General features: G+C 70.5%; 14 protein-coding genes and 1 pseudogene. 11 read left to right on the top strand and 4 right to left on the bottom strand.

Annotation, left to right across the window (positions count from 1 at the left end; translation table 11 throughout):
* Positions 1-68 precede the first annotated feature (68 nt).
* The 7 genes from recR (at position 69) to ACFQVC_RS15950 (ending at position 7,330) form a co-directional block, all read left to right on the top strand.
* A complete protein-coding gene (gene recR, locus ACFQVC_RS15980) occupies positions 69-668 on the top strand; it encodes a recombination mediator RecR (RefSeq protein ID WP_381831087.1) in 600 nt (199 codons plus the stop codon).
* Entirely contained in the window at positions 661-1,419 is a 759-nt protein-coding gene (locus tag ACFQVC_RS15975) for a DUF5063 domain-containing protein (RefSeq protein ID WP_381831086.1), read from the top strand. Before recR ends, ACFQVC_RS15975 begins: the two co-directional genes overlap by 8 nt.
* A 55-nt stretch (positions 1,420-1,474) precedes the next feature.
* Complete coding sequence (locus tag ACFQVC_RS15970) at positions 1,475-2,182, top strand: L,D-transpeptidase (protein WP_381831085.1); 708 nt, start codon at positions 1,475-1,477, stop codon at positions 2,180-2,182.
* 227 nt (positions 2,183-2,409) lie between these two features.
* The gene (locus ACFQVC_RS15965; RefSeq protein ID WP_381831084.1) at positions 2,410-3,681 is read left to right on the top strand and encodes an aspartate kinase; all 1,272 of its coding nucleotides are present in this window, start codon (positions 2,410-2,412) and stop codon (positions 3,679-3,681) included.
* Positions 3,681-4,775, top strand: a complete 1,095-nt coding sequence (locus ACFQVC_RS15960) for an aspartate-semialdehyde dehydrogenase (protein ID WP_381831083.1) — start codon at positions 3,681-3,683, stop codon at positions 4,773-4,775. Before ACFQVC_RS15965 ends, ACFQVC_RS15960 begins: the two co-directional genes overlap by 1 nt.
* 663 nt (positions 4,776-5,438) lie before the next feature.
* The gene (locus ACFQVC_RS15955) at positions 5,439-6,014 is read left to right on the top strand and encodes a SigE family RNA polymerase sigma factor (protein WP_381831458.1); all 576 of its coding nucleotides are present in this window, start codon (positions 5,439-5,441) and stop codon (positions 6,012-6,014) included.
* The gene (locus ACFQVC_RS15950) at positions 6,011-7,330 is read left to right on the top strand and encodes a hypothetical protein (RefSeq protein ID WP_381831082.1); all 1,320 of its coding nucleotides are present in this window, start codon (positions 6,011-6,013) and stop codon (positions 7,328-7,330) included. The genes ACFQVC_RS15955 and ACFQVC_RS15950 overlap by 4 nt, the downstream gene beginning before the upstream one ends.
* Before the next feature lie 256 nt (positions 7,331-7,586).
* On the opposite strand, the pseudogene ACFQVC_RS15945 reads toward ACFQVC_RS15950, so the two are convergent.
* Together ACFQVC_RS15945 and ACFQVC_RS15940 are read right to left on the bottom strand one after the other, a co-directional pair.
* Positions 7,587-8,376 (bottom strand): annotated as a pseudogene (locus ACFQVC_RS15945) (SURF1 family protein); the annotation flags it as partial.
* 287 nt (positions 8,377-8,663) lie between these two features.
* Complete coding sequence (locus ACFQVC_RS15940; protein ID WP_381831081.1) at positions 8,664-10,451, bottom strand: S9 family peptidase; 1,788 nt, start codon at positions 10,449-10,451, stop codon at positions 8,664-8,666.
* Between the two features lie 160 nt (positions 10,452-10,611).
* On the opposite strand from ACFQVC_RS15940, the gene ACFQVC_RS15935 reads away from it, so the two are divergent.
* The gene (locus ACFQVC_RS15935; RefSeq protein WP_381831080.1) at positions 10,612-10,995 is read left to right on the top strand and encodes a nuclear transport factor 2 family protein; all 384 of its coding nucleotides are present in this window, start codon (positions 10,612-10,614) and stop codon (positions 10,993-10,995) included.
* 114 nt (positions 10,996-11,109) lie between these two features.
* On the opposite strand, the gene ACFQVC_RS15930 is transcribed toward ACFQVC_RS15935, so the two are convergent.
* Positions 11,110-11,277, bottom strand: a complete 168-nt coding sequence (locus tag ACFQVC_RS15930) for a hypothetical protein (RefSeq protein ID WP_381831079.1) — start codon at positions 11,275-11,277, stop codon at positions 11,110-11,112.
* A gap of 379 nt (positions 11,278-11,656) precedes the next feature.
* Here ACFQVC_RS15930 and ACFQVC_RS15925 point away from each other — a divergent pair, with 379 nt between their 5' ends.
* Entirely contained in the window at positions 11,657-13,735 is a 2,079-nt protein-coding gene (locus tag ACFQVC_RS15925) for an alpha-galactosidase (protein ID WP_381831078.1), read from the top strand.
* Positions 13,736-13,867: 132 nt separating this feature from the next.
* On the opposite strand, the gene ACFQVC_RS15920 is transcribed toward ACFQVC_RS15925, so the two are convergent.
* Entirely contained in the window at positions 13,868-14,728 is an 861-nt protein-coding gene (locus tag ACFQVC_RS15920; protein ID WP_381831077.1) for a lamin tail domain-containing protein, read from the bottom strand.
* Positions 14,729-15,257: 529 nt separating this feature from the next.
* Here ACFQVC_RS15920 and ACFQVC_RS15915 point away from each other — a divergent pair.
* Complete coding sequence (locus ACFQVC_RS15915) at positions 15,258-16,364, top strand: ferredoxin reductase (protein WP_381831076.1); 1,107 nt, start codon at positions 15,258-15,260, stop codon at positions 16,362-16,364.
* A 57-nt stretch (positions 16,365-16,421) separates the two neighbouring features.
* On the top strand, positions 16,422-17,248 hold an 827-nt coding region (locus ACFQVC_RS15910), incomplete at its 3' end, for a fatty acid desaturase family protein (RefSeq protein WP_381831075.1).

Genomic DNA, 17,248 nt, shown 5'->3' with positions numbered 1-17,248 from the left:
CCGCTCTACCTAAGGCGGGTGCGCACCAACTACCGTACGCATCAAGGATGTAAGAGGAAGGCAGTCCGTTGTACGAAGGCGTGGTCCAGGACCTCATCGACGAGTTGGGCAGGCTGCCCGGCGTCGGTCCCAAGAGCGCGCAGCGGATCGCCTTCCACATCCTGCAGGCGGAGCCGGCCGATGTCCGCAGGCTCGCGCACTCCCTTCTCGAAGTGAAGGAGAAGGTCCGCTTCTGCAGCGTCTGCGGCAACGTGGCGCAGGAGGAGCAGTGCGGGGTCTGCCGTGACCAGCGGCGCGACCCGGCGATCATCTGTGTCGTCGAGGAGCCCAAGGACGTCGTCGCCATCGAGCGCACCCGTGAGTTCCGCGGCCGCTACCACGTCCTGGGCGGCGCGATCAGCCCGATCGAGGGCGTCGGCCCGGACGATCTGCGGATACGGGAACTCCTCGCCAGGCTCGCCGACGGCACCGTCACCGAGCTGATCCTGGCCACGGACCCGAATCTGGAGGGCGAGGCCACGGCGACGTATCTCGCCCGCATGATCAAGCCGATGGGCCTCAAGGTCACCCGCCTGGCCAGCGGCCTTCCCGTCGGGGGAGACCTCGAGTACGCGGACGAGGTCACTCTGGGCCGCGCCTTCGAAGGGAGACGACTTCTCGATGTCTGACACCACGCAGCTGAAGAACGGCACGGAGGGCGGCGCGGAAGAGGGCGCGCAGACGGGTGCGCAGGGCGCCGCGCCCGCCGACTCCACCGCGCCCGCCGCGCTCGGCCCGCAGGACCCCGGGGACTTCGCCGTCCAGATCGCCGACCAGGTCGAGAGCTTCATCCTCAGCGTGGCCGAGGTCGCCAAGGGCGACGAGCCGGACTCGGCCGTGCCGTACCTGCTTCTGGAGGTCTCCCAACTCCTGCTCGCGGGCGGCCGGTTGGGCGCGCACGAGGACATCGTCCCGGACGAGCGGTACGAACCCGACGTCGGCCCCGAGCAGGCCGTGGAAGAGGCGGACGAGCTGCGCGAGCGCCTGGCCGCACTCCTCGACCCGGTCGATGTCTACTCCGAGGTCTTCGACCCGTACGAGCCGCGCAAGGCCCCGGTGGCCTGCCGGATCTCGGACGACCTGGCCGATGTCGTCACCGATCTGCGGCACGGAATGGCGCACTACCGCGCGGGCCGCACCGTAGAGGCCCTGTGGTGGTGGCAGTTCTCGTACTTCTCCAACTGGGGCTCCACGGCGTCCGCTTCGCTGCGCGCCCTGCAGTCCCTGGTCGCCCATGTCCGCCTCGACCAGCCCCTGCAGGAGCTCGACGGCCTGGACACCGACCAGGACCTCGGCGGGGAGGACGAGCTGGCGGAGGAGGCCGGCAAGGTCATGGCCGAGGAGATCGCGGGCCCCCTCGGGCTGCGCCCCGTCCAGTAGAGGGAAAGTTCCGGCGGCGCGGTCGGGGCCGTGCTCCACGTGGCATGCACAGCCCGTGCGTACCTCGCGAAACTCTTCGACGGCCCTGGCCGCTTTCGCCGCCGTCTGTGCCCTGCTGCTCCCGACCGCCCCCGGAGCCGCCGCCGCCCCCGAAGCCGCTGCCGCCCCCGGAGCCGCCGCCCCCGGAGCCGCTGTCACCACCGTGCCCGAAGCCGCCGCCGCCCCCGGAGCCGTCGCCGCCCCCGAAGCCGCCGCCGCGCCCGGAGCCGCCGCTGCGCCCGAAGCCGCTGCCGCCCCCGGAGCCGTCGCCGCGCCCGGAGCCGCTGCCGCCCCCGGAGCCGCTGTCACCACCGTGCCCGGAGCCATCGCGCCCGTGCCGCGCGGCTGTCCGAAGGCCGCGGGCCGGCTCATCTGCGTCAGCCTCAGCCATCAGAAGCTGTGGCTGACCCGCGACGGCAAGCGCGTCTGGGGCCCGGCCCCGATCCGCAGCGGCCGCCCCGGCCTGGCCACCCGCACCGGCTGGCACCGCATCACCCAGCGCCGCAAGGACGACTACTCATGGCTCTACAAGGCGCCCATGCCGTACGCGCAGTACTTCAACGGCGGCCAGGCGATCCACGGCGTCTACGGCCATGTCCACACCGGCCGCGGCTCGCACGGCTGCGTGAACCTGAGGCACGCGGACGCGGCGCAGCTGTGGCGGCAGACCAGGACCGGCGACCGGGTCTACGTCTGGGGAGTGCGCCCCGGGCGCCTCGGGTGAATCCGGGGTTGCGCCCCCGGCGCCTCGGCTGAGCGGTTTGTGACCCGCCCCACTTTCCGGAGTGGGTTGCTCCGCAGCGGGCATGTGCCGTTCTGGAGCGGCCGGGGTGACAGGGGCCCCATGATCACTTCGTGAGCGGGACATCTCACGATGCGATACATACGGGGCGAGAACCGGCCGCTCGTTAAACTGAGCCGACCGCACCATGAATTGAGCGAGGAGCGCACGTGGGCCTTGTCGTGCAGAAGTACGGAGGCTCCTCCGTAGCCGATGCCGAGGGCATCAAGCGGGTCGCCAAGCGCATCGTTGAGGCCAAGAAGAAGGGCAACCAGGTGGTTGCCGTGGTCTCCGCGATGGGCGACACGACGGACGAGCTGATCGATCTCGCCGAGCAGGTATCCCCGATCCCTGCCGGGCGCGAGCTCGACATGCTGCTGACCGCGGGAGAGCGGATCTCCATGGCCCTGCTGGCCATGGCGATCAAAAACCTGGGCCAGGAGGCCCAGTCGTTCACCGGCAGCCAGGCAGGTGTCATCACTGACTCGGTTCACAACAAAGCGCGCATCATCGATGTCACGCCGGGCCGGATCCGCACCTCCGTCGACGAGGGCAATATCGCCATCGTCGCCGGGTTCCAGGGCGTGAGCCAGGACAGCAAGGACATCACCACGCTCGGCCGCGGTGGCAGTGACACCACGGCGGTGGCCCTCGCGGCCGCCCTCGACGCCGATGTGTGCGAGATCTACACCGATGTCGACGGTGTCTTCACCGCCGACCCGCGGGTCGTGAAGAAGGCCCGCAAGATCGACTGGATCTCGTTCGAGGACATGCTGGAGCTCGCCGCCTCCGGCTCCAAGGTGCTGCTCCACCGCTGCGTGGAGTACGCCCGCCGTTACAACATCCCGATCCACGTGCGGTCGTCCTTCTCGGGACTGCCGGGCACATGGGTCAGCAATGAACCGCAAGGGGATCAGCAGGTGGAGCACGCCATCATCTCCGGAGTCGCCCACGACGTCTCCGAGGCCAAGGTCACCGTCGTCGGCGTTCCCGACAAGCCGGGTGAGGCCGCGTCGATCTTCCGCGCCATCGCGGACGCCGAGATCAACATCGACATGGTCGTGCAGAACGTCTCGGCGGCCTCCACGGGCCTGACCGACATCTCCTTCACGCTGCCGAAGACGGACGGCAAGAAGGCCACCGCCGCCCTGGAGAAGATCAAGCCGAGCGTGGGCTACGCCTCGCTGCGCTACGACGACCAGGTCGCCAAGATCTCCCTGGTCGGCGCCGGCATGAAGACCAACCCGGGCGTCACCGCGCAGTTCTTCGAGGCGCTCAGCGACGCGGGCGTGAACATCGAGCTGATCTCCACCTCGGAGATCCGGATCTCGGTCGTCACCCGCGCCGACGACGTCAAGGAGGCCGTGCAGGCCGTGCACTCGTCCTTCGGTCTCGACAGCGACTCCGAAGAGGCCGTGGTCTACGGAGGCACCGGCCGCTGATGACCTCTGTGCCGACGTCTCCGGGCGCACCGCACCACGACCGGCCCACACTCGCGGTCGTGGGTGCGACCGGGGCCGTCGGCACGGTCATGCTGTCGATCCTGTCCCAGCACGCGGACATCTGGGGCGAGATCCGGCTGATCGCCTCCCCGCGCTCCGCCGGCAAGAAGCTGACGGTGCGCGGCGAGGAGGTCGAGGTCGTCGCCCTGGCCGAAGAGGCCTTCGAGGGCGTGGACGTCGCGATGTTCGACGTTCCCGACGAGGTCGCCGCGCAGTGGGCGCCGATCGCCGCCGCCAAGGGCACGGTGGTCGTGGACAATTCAGCCGCCTTCCGGATGGACCCGGACGTTCCGCTGGTCGTTCCCGAGGTCAATCCGCATGCGGCGCGGGTGCGTCCGCGCGGCATCATCGCCAATCCGAACTGCACGACGCTCTCGATGATCGTGGCCGTCGGCGCGCTGCACGCCGAGTTCGGCCTGCGCGAGCTCGTGGTCTCCTCGTACCAGGCGGTGAGCGGCGCCGGGCTCGCGGGCGTCGAGGCGCTGCGCGCGCAGCTGAAGCTCGTCGCGGGTACGGAACTGGGCACCACCCCGGGCGATGTGCGCCGGGCCGTGGGCGATGACACCGGCCCCTTCCCCGAGCCGATCGCGCTCAATGTGGTGCCGTGGGCCGGGTCACTGATGGACGACGGCTGGTCGTCCGAAGAGCTCAAGGTCCGTAATGAGTCCAGGAAGATCCTGGACCGTCCCGATCTGCCGGTGAGTGTCACCTGTGTCCGCGTACCGGTAATCACGACCCATTCGCTGACGGTGCACGCGCGCTTCGAGAACGAAGTGACCGTGGACCGCGCCCACGAAATCCTTTCCACGGCCCCCGGTGTCGTGCTCTTCGACAACCCCGGCGCCGGTGAATTCCCCACCCCCGCCGACGTGGTGGGCACCGACCCGACCTGGGTCGGCCGGGTGCGCCGCTCGCTGGACGACCCGACGGCGCTCGAACTCTTCGTCTGCGGCGACAATCTGCGCAAGGGTGCCGCGCTGAACACGGCACAGATCGCGGAGCTGGTCGCGGCGGAGCTGCGCGGCAACTCCTGAGGTCGAGCGGCAACTCCTGAGGTCGAGCGGCAACTCCTGGGGTCGAGCGGCAACTCCTGGGGTCGAGCGGCAACTCCTGGGGCCGAGCGGCAACTCCTGAGGCCGAGCGACAACTCCTGGGGTCGAGCGGCAACTCCTGAGGCCGAGCGACAACCCCTGAGGCCGAGCGACAACTCCTGGGCCGAGAGGCAGCTCCGGCGCCGGACCGAACAACCCCTATCGGTTAAATCGCCCATAGCGCACCGGAGTTCACGTTGATTGCCCGCGCCCTCCGGCGAAATTCTTTGTGTGTTCTGTGTAAGTTGTGTGTCCGGCTTGTTGGTCCAGGCCACTTGAACTGGACCACCGGGACGTTCGACGATTCGCTCCCCGATTCCCTTCGGTTCTCTGCAACCGGGCACAGGGCGGGGAGCGTCTTTGCGGTCGCCCTTCCAAAGGCACCGTGTCGACTGGGGCATATCGGGGCGTAGGGGAAGAGCTGGTACGCATGTGGGCTAGTGATGCACCGTCAGCATCAGCACGCGCGGTATGCACCGCAAATGTGACGCCTGTCGCGTACAACCCTGACGGGGGGAAGCGTGTCCAACAGGCGTGGCAGAGGTACTCAATTTCACGATGGTGCAAGCCGGCGGCGCAGCAGCCGTGCGGCCGCAGCGCGGCGGCATGCCGGTGATCGCCCCCATGCCCGCGACGCGGCCCGCCCGCATACCCTCCCAGCGCGACGGCGCTGAGGACGCGATGGCTTCCGGCACCACGGTCGATCACCTCACCGAGACCTATCGCGCCCACTACCGCTCGCTGCTCGGCCTCGCGGCGCTCCTGCTCGACGACACCGCGTCCTGTGAGGACGTCGTGCAGGAGGCCTTCATCCGCGTGCACTCCGCGCGCAAGCGGGTCCGCGACCCGGAGAAGACCCTGGCCTATCTGCGCCAGACCGTCGTGAACCTCTCCCGGTCCGCGCTGCGCCGCCGCATCCTCGGCCTGAAGCTGCTCTCCAAGCCGATGCCCGACATGGCGAGCGCGGAGGAGGGGGCGTACGACCAGCTGGAGCGCGACGCCCTGATCAAGGCGATGCGCGGACTGCAGCGCCGCCAGCGCGAGGTCCTGGTCCTGCGCTACTTCGCCGACATGACCGAGGCCCAGGTCGCCGAGACCCTCGGCATATCGCTCGGCTCGGTCAAGGCTTACGGCTCGCGCGGCATCGCTGCCCTGCGCGTCGCCATGGAGGCGCCGGCATGAGCAAGTTCGGGCAGCACGAACACGAGCATGAGCACGGGCGCGGATATGAGCACGAGCACGGGCAGCACTTCCGGAGTCACGGCCATGACGGCCACGACGGCCATGAGCACGGACAGCACGATCAGCACGGACAGCACGGACAGCACGGCGGGAACGAAGCGGTGAACAGCGGCTCCAAGGACACCGGCGGTCCCCAGGACATCCCCGGGACGGCACGGGCCCGCAGACCGCACCTCGCGGGAGTGCCTCAGGACCCCGGCGGTTCTGACGGGCCGGGCGGGCCGGGCGGGCCGGGTGGAGCAGGTGGCCCGGGCGGTTCCGACGCGGCCGAGGGGCTCGGCCAGGACGAGCTGGCCCTCCGCCGGCTGCTGCAGGGCGCCGTCAAGGAACTCGAACCCTCCGACCAGGCCCTCGACCGGCTGCGCCACGCGGTCCCCGCACGCCGGGCCCGTAAGCGCCAGGCCGTTGTCGGCGTGGCCGCGGCGGCACTCTTCATCGGCACCGCGGTGCCGGCCCTCGTCCATGTCGCGGGTTCCCCGAGCTCGAACGACGACCGTCCCTCCGCCATCGGCCACAGCTCCGAGATCCCCGGCGGCAACGGCTCCGCCAAGAACACGGGCGGTGGTGAGCAGGAGGGCGGCAAGCCCTCCGGCAAGGACGACAAGGACGGCAAGAGCAAGGAAGAGGAGAAGAACGAGGACGGCAAGGGCGAGAGCGATACGGCACCGAGCGGCGGCGCCTCATCCGGCGCCGACCCCACGGCCACCGAGGCGGTGACGGCCACCACGTGTGACGCCGCTCAGCTCGGCAGCGCCACCGCGACCACCTCCGCCCCCGACGCCGAAGGCAAGGTGTACGGCGCCTTCCGCGTCTCCAACACCTCCGACGCCGAATGCACGGTCGGCGGCGCCGGCAGCGTGGTCTTCGCGGCGCAGGGTGCGGCGGAGCCCTCCAAGATCAATGTGGCGGACCACACCGCCGGGGACCCGGCCACCCAGCTGCCCGCCCCGCAGACCCAGTCGACGGCCCTCGTGCTCAAGCCCGGCACGGCCTACGAGGTGCGGTTCGCCTGGGTGCCGTCGGAGAGCTGCCCGAGCACGGGCGCCTCACCCGATCCCACGCCTTCGGGCGACGGAGCCAGCGGCGGCACCGAGCAAGGCGGCCCGCAGACCCAGTTGGGCGGCGAGGAGGGCACGGCCGACGGCAGTGTCTCGGTCACCCACACCGCGGAGCCGGGCGCGCCCAGCGCGGGCGCGACGATCACCGGCGCCTGCGCGGGAACGATCTACCGGACGGGCGTGCTCGCCGCGTCCTGACCGCCGCCCTCACCGCTCTTCGCCGCAGGCACATCCGCCTTCGCGTCGTCCCGGGCGTCAGGCGTCTCCGCGTCGTCCGGCGCATCCGGTGTCCCCGGGCCGTCCGTCGCCTTCGCGTCGTCCGGCGCATCCGGTGTCCCCGGGCCGTCCGTCGCCTTCGCGTCGTCCGGCGCGTCCGGTGTCCCCGGGCCGTCCGTCGCCTTCGCGTCGTCCGGCGCATCCGGTGTCCCCGGGCCGTCCGTCGCCTTCGCGTCGTCCGGTGTCTCCGAGTCGTCGTCCGGCGTCTCTTCCGGTACGAGACCCAGCTCGGCGTCCTTCGCGAACTCGATCTCACGTCGCAGCAGCCGGAACCACATGAACACCACGAACCCGGCGAAGATGAACCACTCGCCGGTGTAGCCCAGGTTCTGGAAGGCCTTCAGGTCGAGGCCGCTGCCCTGCGGCGCGCTCGGCGGCACCGGGGTCATACCGCCCGCCGCCTTGTCGACGGTGACCCAGGCGTCGTACACGTCGTACGGCACAAGGTTCACCAGCGCCGCCGCGCTGATCAGCCCCAGCTGACCCTCGGGCAGCCCGCCGGCCGCGCTCACGCCGTTGCTGCCCGCGCTCTCCGAGGCCTGCAGCGCACCGGTCACGGTCACCTGGCCCGAGGGCAGGTCGGGCACCCGGGCCTTGCCGGCGTCCCCGGGCAGCCACCCGCGCACCACGGGCAGCGCCTTGCCGCCGTCGGTCTTCAGCAGCCCGAGCACATAGAACCCGCGCTTGCCGTCCAACTCGCGGTCCGGCACGAGCAGTTGGCGATCCCAGCGGCCGGACGCGGTGGCGCGCCTGCCGGAGGTCTCCTTGTCGACGGGCAGCAGCTCGGCAAGGGGCCGCGCCGCCTCGTGCTCGGCCGCCTCGCTCTGCTTCTCGGCCGTCTGATGGCTCTCCACGCGGTCCTCGAACCGCCCGAGCTGCCAGGACCCCATGAACACGCAGAAGGGGATGGCCAGCACGAGGAAGAGGTTGATCCCCCACCACCGCGGAGTCAGCAGAAACCGGTACACGCCTTACACGGTACGGTGCGGCGCCGGAGCCCCGGCCTCAGGGTGCGCCTAACCGCAGCCCGTGCGCTCAGCCGCAGCCCGTGCGCTCAGCCGCAGCCCGTGCGCTCAGCCGCAGCCCGTGCGCTCAGCCACAGCCCGTGCGCTCAGCCGCAGCCCATACGCTCAGCCGCAGCCCGTGCGCTCAGCCGCAGCCCGTGCGCTCAGCCGCAGGCCTGCGGGAGGGCGCCCCTCACACGGCCCTCATGAACCGTGAGCCTCACGGGGCCTCCCCGCCGGCCACCGGACCCTCACCCCAGGTGCCGGGTCACGAACTCCAGCTCCAGGCGGACCTGCTTGATCCGCTCCTCCACGACCAGGGAGCCGTGCCCCGCGTCGTACCGGTACACCTCATGCACCGCGCCGCGCTCCGCGAGCCGCTCCACATAGTTCTCGACCTGGCGGATCGGGCACCGCGGGTCGTTCACCCCCGCCGAGATGTAGACCGGCGCCCGCACCTGGTCCACATATGTCAGCGGCGACGACGCCTCGAAGCGCTCCGGCACCTCCTCGGGTGTACCGCCCATCAGCGTGCGGTCCATCGCCTTCAGGGCCTCCATCTCGTCGTGGTACGCCGTGACGTAGTCCGCCACCGGGACCGCGGCCAGGCCGAGCGCCCATGCCTCCGGCTGCGTGCCGAGCCCGAGGAGCGTCAGATATCCGCCCCATGAGCCGCCGGACAGCACCAGCTTCGCCGGGTCGGCGAGCCCGGAGGAGACGGCCCACTCCCGCACCGCGGCGATGTCCTCCAGCTCGATGAGGCCGACACGGTGCTTGAGGGCGTCCGTCCACTGCCTGCCGTAGCCGGTCGAGCCGCGGTAGTTGACCCGCACCACCGCATAGCCGTGGTCCAGCCAGGCCGCGGGGCCCGCGGCGAACGCGTCGCTGTCGTGCCAGGTCGGCCCGCCGTGGATCTCGAAGATCGTCGGGAACGGCCCCTCGCCCTCGGGCCGCTGCACGAGCGCGTGGATACGGCCGCCGGGACCCTCCACCCACGCGTCCTCGACAGGAACGGAGCCCGGCGCCTTCATCCCCGGGGGATCGAGGACGACCGCGCCCGTCGTCGACCGCACCTGCGGGGGCTGCGCGGCCGATGACCAGAGGTACTCCACCGTCCCGTCGGGCCGTGCCGTCGCCCCCGACACCGAGCCCTTGGGCGTCGGCACCTCGATCAGCTCCCGTGTCCCCAACTCGTACCGGAACAGCTCGCTGCGGGCCTCGAAGCTGTGCGCGATGAGCAGTGCGGAGCCGTCCGGATACCACTCGGCGCTCACGTCACCCGGCAGTTCGAGGGCGAGGTCGAGCTCTTCGCCGGAGGCCACGTCCCACACCATCGGCTCCCAGCGCCCGCGCCGCTGATGCCCGATGAGCAGCCGGGTGTCGCCGTCGACCGGGGCGAACCCGAGCACTTCGAGGCCCAGCTCCTCGATGCCGCCCCTGGTGTCGTCGAGGTCGGCGACCGTACTGCCGTCGAGCCGGACCACGCGCAGCGCCGAGTGCATCGCGTCGCCGTGCTCGGTGTGTTCCAGGGCGATCAGCGTGCCGTCGTACGAGAGGTCGCCCACGCCGGCCGACTCCCGGTGGCGGTAGATCTCCGCCGGCTCCTCGCCCGCGCGCACGATATGGATCGTCGAGCCGTCCTCGTCGGTGGAGCACCCGACGACCGCCGTGGTGCCGTCCCGGCCGAGCGCGAGCCCCGCCGGATAGGAGGGGTCGAGTCCCGGGGTGGCCGGCTCGTCCGAGCCACCGGCGAACGGCTGGCGCAGCCACACGCCGAACTCGTCCCCATCGGTGTCCGAGAACCACCAGATGCTCTCGCCGTCCGGGGTGAGCACGCCGTCCGTCGTGCCGTTCGGCCGGTCCGTCACCTGGCGCTGCTCGCCGGTCGCCCGGTCCCAGGCGTACAGCTCGAACGTGCCCGTCGCGTTCGACACGAACAGCGAGCGGTCCGGTGCGTCCTCCGCCCAGTCGGGCAGCGAAACTCGTGGCGCCCTGAAGCGCTTCTCCCAGTCCGGAAAGTCCGGCGTCTCCGCAGTCATGACCCCATCTTGCCTGGCCCTGCCCCCATCCCGCCGACGAGGCCCCCAGCCTGTGGATAACTTCGCGGCTTCGCAGGTCGGGGGGTGGGACGGCGGCCGGTCGGGGGTGGGCCGGTGGCGGACCGATGGCGTTGTCAGTGCCGGGGTGCACACTCGCCGTATGACCGAGACGACCGAGCTGCGCAAGACAGTTGAGACGTACTGGGCATCGGCCGAGGCCCGTGACTGGACGGCGTTCGCGGACACTTTGGCGGACGACGTGGTGTACGAACTGCCGCAGACCCGCGAGCGCGTCCGCGGCAAGGAGAAGTACGTCCGGTTCAACCGCGAGTATCCGGGCGACTGGCATCTGCGGACCGAGCGCATCGTTGCCGACGGCGACCAGGTGGTCACCTGGGTCCACTTCACCGTCGGCCTGGAGGAGATGTACGGCATCTGCTTCTTCAGCGGCGACGCGCGAGGCCGTATCGCCGCGATATCCGACTTCTGGCCCGAGCCGTATGAACCCCCGGCGGGCCGCGAGCACTTGGTGGAGCGCTACTGACCCCCGGTTCGCGGAATCACGTGCCCGGCGTGGCCAGGGGCCCGGTCCGGCGTGCGGACCAGGCCCCTGACGGATCATTCGCGGTTCTCGGCGGCCTCAGCGTTCTCGGCGGCCTCAGCGGTTGCCCTGCCGACGGGCCTGCGCCTTCTGCTGCATCCCCCGAGTCTTGGCCGAGATCGACTGCACTTCCGGGTTGGTGCCCTTGGCGCGAGCCTGCTCCGCGGACAGTTTGGAGTGCTGGGGATCCTTCGGATTGCTGTGGCCGTGGACGTTCTTGGGCATGGCCCACTCTCCTCCTCGCATAGGAGCGGCATACGCCATCCACTGTCCCCCCGCCGCCCGGCATCGGCATCTCGATCACCAGACAGCTCACCGGGCAGCACCCCTGAAAGCGGCTCCCACCTGCACAGATGACGCCGTGGACGGGCGCCGTCACAGACAGAAGGGGTTCCCTGAGGCACGTCTAGCCGATGTACTTGCCGTCCCCGCACTTACCGTCTCTGTACGTGCCGTCCCTGCACTTGCCGTCTCTGTACGTGCCGTCCCCGCACTCGCCGTCTCTGTACGTGCCGTCCCCGCACTCGCCGTCTCTGTACGTGCCGTCCCCGCACTCGCAGCATGCCGCCCCCGCCCCCGCCCCCGTACCGCCGGAGGAGCCCGTATGCCGGAGCGACCGATGCCGACGTCCACACCCGCGCCCCTCATCCTGACCGCCGCAGGAACCAGCCTCGTCCTCGACCGATCCGGCGACGGAATCCCCCAAGTCCTCCACTGGGGCACGGCAGTTGACCCGAAGGACCTGGAGAGCCCGGAAAGCCCTTTCGACCCGGCCCTGTTCCCCACCCCGCCGCCCTGGCCCGGCCGCCCCGCCCTGACCGGCATCCGCGACGGTTCCCACCCCCATCTGCGCCTGGTCCGCACCGCCCCCGTCGAGCACACCGCCGCCACGGTCACCGTCCGTACCGCGGACGAAGCGGCGGCCGTCGCCGTCGTCACGGAATTCCACCTCGACCCCCACGGCACACTGCGCCGACGCCACACGGTCACCAACACCGCCACGGACGGCTCGACTTGGAGCCCGTCGGCGATACGCGGCACGCTCCCGCTCCCCGAGCAGGCCACGGAACTCCTGGACCTCACCGGCCGTTGGGGATATGAACGCGTCCCGCAGCGCACCCCTTTCGCGTACGGAACACATCTGAGGGAGACCCGGCAGGGCCGCCCCGGCCATGATTCCGCCACCCTCCTGGTCGCGGGCACCCCCGGCTTCGGCTTCCGGCACGGCCAGGTGTGGGCCGTGCACACGGCCCACAGCGGTGAGAGCGAGCACTCCGCGGAGCGGCATCCCGGCGCCGGCGGCGTCCTCGCGGGCGGCGAGATCCTGGCCCCCGGCGAACTCCGCCTGGCCCAGGGCGAGTCGTACACCTCGCCCTGGATCTACTTCCTTCACTCGGACACCGGCCTGGACGGCATCAGTGAGCGTCTGCACCGCCATCTCCGTGCCCGCCCGCACCATCCGCGCACCCCCCGCCCCGTCCACCTCAACACCTGGGAGGCCGTCTACTTCGACCACGACCTCGACCGCCTCAAGCGTCTGGCCGACCGCGCCCGGGAAGTGGGCGTCGAGCGCTTCGTGCTCGACGACGGCTGGTTCAAGGGCAGGCGGGACGACACCGCCGGACTCGGTGACTGGTATGTCGACCCGAAGGTCTGGCCCCAGGGCCTGCACCCGCTCACCGGCCATGTCCGCGCCCTGGGTATGGAGTTCGGCCTCTGGGTGGAGCCGGAAATGGTCAACCCGGACTCCGGCCTGGCGCGCGCCCACCCCGACTGGCTCCTGTCGGCACCGGGCCGCACTCCCGCGCCCGTACGCAATCAGCAAGTGCTCGACCTGGCCCACCCGGAGGCGTACGCCTACGTGCTGGAGCGCCTGGACGCGCTCCTCACCGAATACCCCATCGCCTATCTGAAGTGGGACCACAACCGCCCCCTGAAAGAAGCGGTGCACGCGGGAGTGGCCGGCGTCCACGCCCAGACAAAGGCGGTCTACGCCCTCCTGGACCGCCTGCGCGCACTCCACCCCCGTCTGGAGATCGAGTCCTGCGCGTCGGGCGGCGCCAGAGTCGACCTGGGCATCATCGAACGCACCGACCGTGTCTGGGCCTCCGACACCAACGACCCCGTGGACCGCCAGCACATCCAGCGCTGGACGAGCCTGCTCCTGCCCCCGGAGCTGATCGGCACCCATGTCGGCCCGCCGACCACGCACGTGACCGGCCGCACCACCCGCCTGTCCTTCCGCTGCGCCACCGCGCTCTTCGGCCACGCGGGCATCGAATGGGACATCACCGGGTGCACCGGGCAGGAACTCGACGAACTCCGTGCCTGGATCGCCGCGTACAAACGCCTGCGCCCGCTGCTGCACACCGGCACGGTCGTGCGCGCCGACCACCCCGACCCCTCGGCCCTGCTCCATGGAGTGGTCGGCGAAGACCGCACCCACGCGCTCTTCGCATACGCCCAACTGGACACCCCTGTACCGGAGTTCCCCACCCGCCTCCGTCTCCCGGGCCTGGCCCCCGAAGCCCGCTACCGCATCGCCCCCGTCCTCCCCTCGCACACCCCGTTGCCCCCACTGCCGCGCACCGCCACCGGCCGGGCCCTCACCACCATCGGCCTGCCCTTGCCCCGCCTGGCACCGGCGGACGCGGTGATCCTGGAGCTGACATCACCCGGCTGAACCGCCCGCGGCTCACGCGCGCCGGTCAGGACGTTCACCGGCGCGCGAAAGACACCGCGAAGCCACCGAGAAGCCACCGAGAAGCCACCGAGAAGCCACCGCGAAGCGGCCCCGGGGACGGAGTGATGGAGGTTACGGAGTGCCGGCGGCCGACCCGTACGCGTACTCGGATACGAGGTTTCCCGACGTGTCGCGCAGCTTCGCGGCATCGCCCTGGTCGTTCCAGATGGGGCGCCCGCTGCCGTAGGTGTAGCCGCCCCATTCGGCGTGCACCTGGTTGGTGTGGATGCGGATGCGCTGGCCGGGCAGGAGCACGGTGCCGGCCGGGAAGGTGAAGTTCTGCCCCGCGTCGTCGGCGCCCAGGACCCAGCCGGAGACGTCGGCGGGTGCCGTGCCCCGGTTGACGACCTCCACGTACTCGTCGCTCTGGGTGCGCTTGACCTCGCCCTTGAAGCGGACGGTGGTGATGTGCACATCCGGCTGACCGGTGCGGGCGAGCACGGCGACCAGGTCGGCGCTGTTGGCGGCGTTCTCGGGGCTGATGAACCTGGTGACGATCTGGCCGCCCTGCTTGAACCCGGTGATCACGACGGCGTACTCGGTGTTGTCGATGGTCACGGTCTCCGGGGAGACCCGCGTGGGCAGATCGACGATGTCCTCGGGGTTGGGCCCGACGTTGGGCGTCTCGTTGTGCTGGAAGCGGAAGCTGAAGTCGTGCGGCACCTGGTCCTCGAAGACGACCCGGGCGGCGAGGTCGACCTCGAACTGGTTCTGCGGCATCCCCTGGATCGGGAAGTTCTGGTGAGTGAAGGTGCCGAGCGTGAACTCCGTGCCGTCCAGCAGAACATCGACGGTCCCACCGGCAAACAGATAGCCGCTCTTGCCTCCGCCAGCGGGCACCCCCCACTTGACGTTGTCGGAGGCGAGACCTTCGAGGTTGGGCGGGTTGATGCTGATGGCGGTCCAGGTACCTGACGTGTCGACCTTGGACATGCGTCGATCCCCTCTCCCTGATCGAGCACCTGCCCGGCCGGTCGACCGGGCGAGGAGAACGTAGCGCCCGGGATGCGCCTTAGAAAGCTAAATCCCTTTCTGGCGGGTCTAGTTGGGATAAATGGCTGATTGAGCAGGGATACGTAATTAGCCACCGGACCGCACCCGCGTCAGTCACCGGACCGCACCCGCGTCAGTCACCGGACCGCACCCGCGTCAGTCACCGGACCGCACCCGCGTCAGTCACCGGACCCGAGGGCGCCATCTGGCCATTTCCCGCTCGGCTCCGGGCGGTCCGCTCGCCGGAGCCCCGCGCACCGAGGCCCACGGGCAGCTGTGGGTTTTGCTGTCGACGTTGAATCCCCGTGCGTTCGTTGCTTGTTGGCGTACGGCGGTGCCTGTTGGCGTATGGCGCGATAGCGGCGAGCGGTCTTCCTGGCGGACGGGCGGTCATGGTTAGGCTGCCGTCATCGGGTCGGGACCCCGCCGCAAGCACCTGCCGTGCACTGTGACGAGAGGACCCCCTTGCATGCCTGAACTCCCGGGCCTCGCCGGCCTTCTGCGGTCGGCCGCCGGCCTGTTGACCAGCCCTCTCGGTCTCGACGACTACCTTGGCCTGCTCGATCCACTCCTCTGCGTACGCCGGCCCGCGGGCCGTGTGACGGCTGTGCGGCCGGAGACCCCGGACGCCACGACCCTCGCCATCAGGCCGGGGCGCGGCTGGTCGGGCCACCGGGCCGGGCAGTATCTGCCCGTCGGAGTGGAGATCGACGGCATGTGGCACTGGCGCACCTACTCCCTCACCTGCCCTCCAGGAGGCAGGAACGGGCTCCTGACGATCACCGTCAAGGCCACACCGGGCGGCCGGGTGTCCCCGCTTCTGGCCCATGGCACCATGCCGGGTGCCTTGTTGCGACTCGGCCCGGCGCAAGGGGACTTCACCCTCCCGTGCTCCCTCCCGGCCCGGCTTCTGATGATCACCGGCGGCAGCGGCATCACCCCGGTCATGGGGCTGCTCCGCTCACTGGCGCGTTCCCGTACCGGGGCTTCGCAGCCGGATGTGACGCTTCTGCACCACGCACCCAGCGCACGCGACTCGATCTTCCATGACGAACTGCTCGCCATGGAGCGGGAGTTGCCCTGGTTCCGGCTTCATGAGCAGCACACCCGCTCGGGTCCCGGTCCCGGTGCGCGTCTGACTCCCGAGCGCCTCGTGCACCTGTGCCCCGACTGGCGCGAGCGCGAGACCTGGGCCTGTGGCCCCGCCACGCTGCTCGATTCCGTCGAGGGCCACTGGGAGCGGGCGGGACTCGGCGACCGGCTCCACGTGGAGCGGTTTCGGCTCGCCCCGGTGCTGCCGCCGGGCCCTGACGGCGAGGCCGGCAGCCGAGTGCTGTTCACCCGTACCGGCGCCGAGGCCACCGGGCACGCCGCCACCCCGCTGCTCGCCGTCGGAGAGGCGGCGGGCGTACGGATGCCGTACGGCTGTCGGCGCGGTATCTGCTTCGGCTGTCTCACGCCGGTGACGTACGGCCGCATACGGGACCTGCGGACCGGCGAACTGCGCGACCGTACCGGCCAGTTGATCCAGACCTGCGTCTCGGCGGCAGCCGGACCGCTGGCCCTCGATGCCTAGCCCCGTATCCCGATGGCCAGTCCCGAAGCTCGATCCCTGGTCCCGAAAGGAGTCTCCGTGACCACGACCACGACCACGAGCGCGACCACGACCGGTAACGCCAGCACCACGGATAACGCCAGCACCACGGATAACGCCAGCACCACCGCGCCCACCGACACCACCCACGGCAAAGAACTCAGTGCGGCCCTCGGTGAGGAACTCGACCGGATACGTGCCGATGTTCTCGCCGCACGGGGCGCCGAGGACGCCCGCTACATCCACGCCGTGATCGCCACCCAGCGGGGCCTGGAGGCGGGCGGCCGGCTCGCCCTGGCCGTCTCGCTCCTGCCGCCCGCCTGGATCGCGGGCACCACCATGCTCTCCGTCGCCAAGATCCTGGAGAACATGGAGCTGGGCCACAACGTCCTGCACGGCCAGTGGGACTGGATGGGCGACCCGGCGATTCACTCGACCACCTGGGAGTGGGACTTCCTCACCCCCGCCGACGCCTGGAAACACACCCACAACCACCTCCACCACACCTGGACCAACGTCGTCGGCCGCGACCGGGACCTCGGATACACCGTCTTCCGGATGAGCGAGCAACAGGACTGGCGTCCGCGCCATCTCGCCCAGCCGCTCTACAACTTCGTGCTCGCGCCCCTCTTCGAGTGGGGCATCGCGCTGTACGACCTGGAACCCGACGCCGTCGCCGCCGGCCGCAAGTCATGGCGTTCCTTCGCGGCCGATCTGACCGGATTCCTCACCAAGGCCACTCGCCAACTGGGCAAGGACTATGTGCTGTTCCCACTGCTCGCCGGGCCTTCCGCGCTGCCCTGCCTGCTCGGGAACCTCACCGCCAACACGGCACGCAACCTCTGGTCGCACACCGTCATCTTCTG

The organism is Streptomyces monticola, from assembly GCF_042665355.1.
Lineage (GTDB): Bacteria > Actinomycetota > Actinomycetes > Streptomycetales > Streptomycetaceae > Streptomyces > Streptomyces monticola.
The sequence above is the reverse complement of the archived record's forward strand: the minus strand, read 5'-3'. Positions and strand labels throughout refer to the sequence as shown.

Coding starts and splice junctions, on each gene's coding strand:
- ACFQVC_RS15975 (WP_381831086.1), top strand. CDS start 661: ATGTCTGACACCACGCAGCTGAAGAACGGCACGGAGGGCGGCGCGGAA.
- ACFQVC_RS15960 (WP_381831083.1), top strand. CDS start 3,681: ATGACCTCTGTGCCGACGTCTCCGGGCGCACCGCACCACGACCGGCCC.
- ACFQVC_RS15955 (WP_381831458.1), top strand. CDS start 5,439: ATGCCGGTGATCGCCCCCATGCCCGCGACGCGGCCCGCCCGCATACCC.
- ACFQVC_RS15950 (WP_381831082.1), top strand. CDS start 6,011: ATGAGCAAGTTCGGGCAGCACGAACACGAGCATGAGCACGGGCGCGGA.
- ACFQVC_RS15940 (WP_381831081.1), bottom strand. CDS start 10,451: ATGACTGCGGAGACGCCGGACTTTCCGGACTGGGAGAAGCGCTTCAGG.
- ACFQVC_RS15935 (WP_381831080.1), top strand. CDS start 10,612: ATGACCGAGACGACCGAGCTGCGCAAGACAGTTGAGACGTACTGGGCA.
- ACFQVC_RS15930 (WP_381831079.1), bottom strand. CDS start 11,277: ATGCCCAAGAACGTCCACGGCCACAGCAATCCGAAGGATCCCCAGCAC.
- ACFQVC_RS15925 (WP_381831078.1), top strand. CDS start 11,657: ATGCCGGAGCGACCGATGCCGACGTCCACACCCGCGCCCCTCATCCTG.
- ACFQVC_RS15920 (WP_381831077.1), bottom strand. CDS start 14,728: ATGTCCAAGGTCGACACGTCAGGTACCTGGACCGCCATCAGCATCAAC.
- ACFQVC_RS15915 (WP_381831076.1), top strand. CDS start 15,258: ATGCCTGAACTCCCGGGCCTCGCCGGCCTTCTGCGGTCGGCCGCCGGC.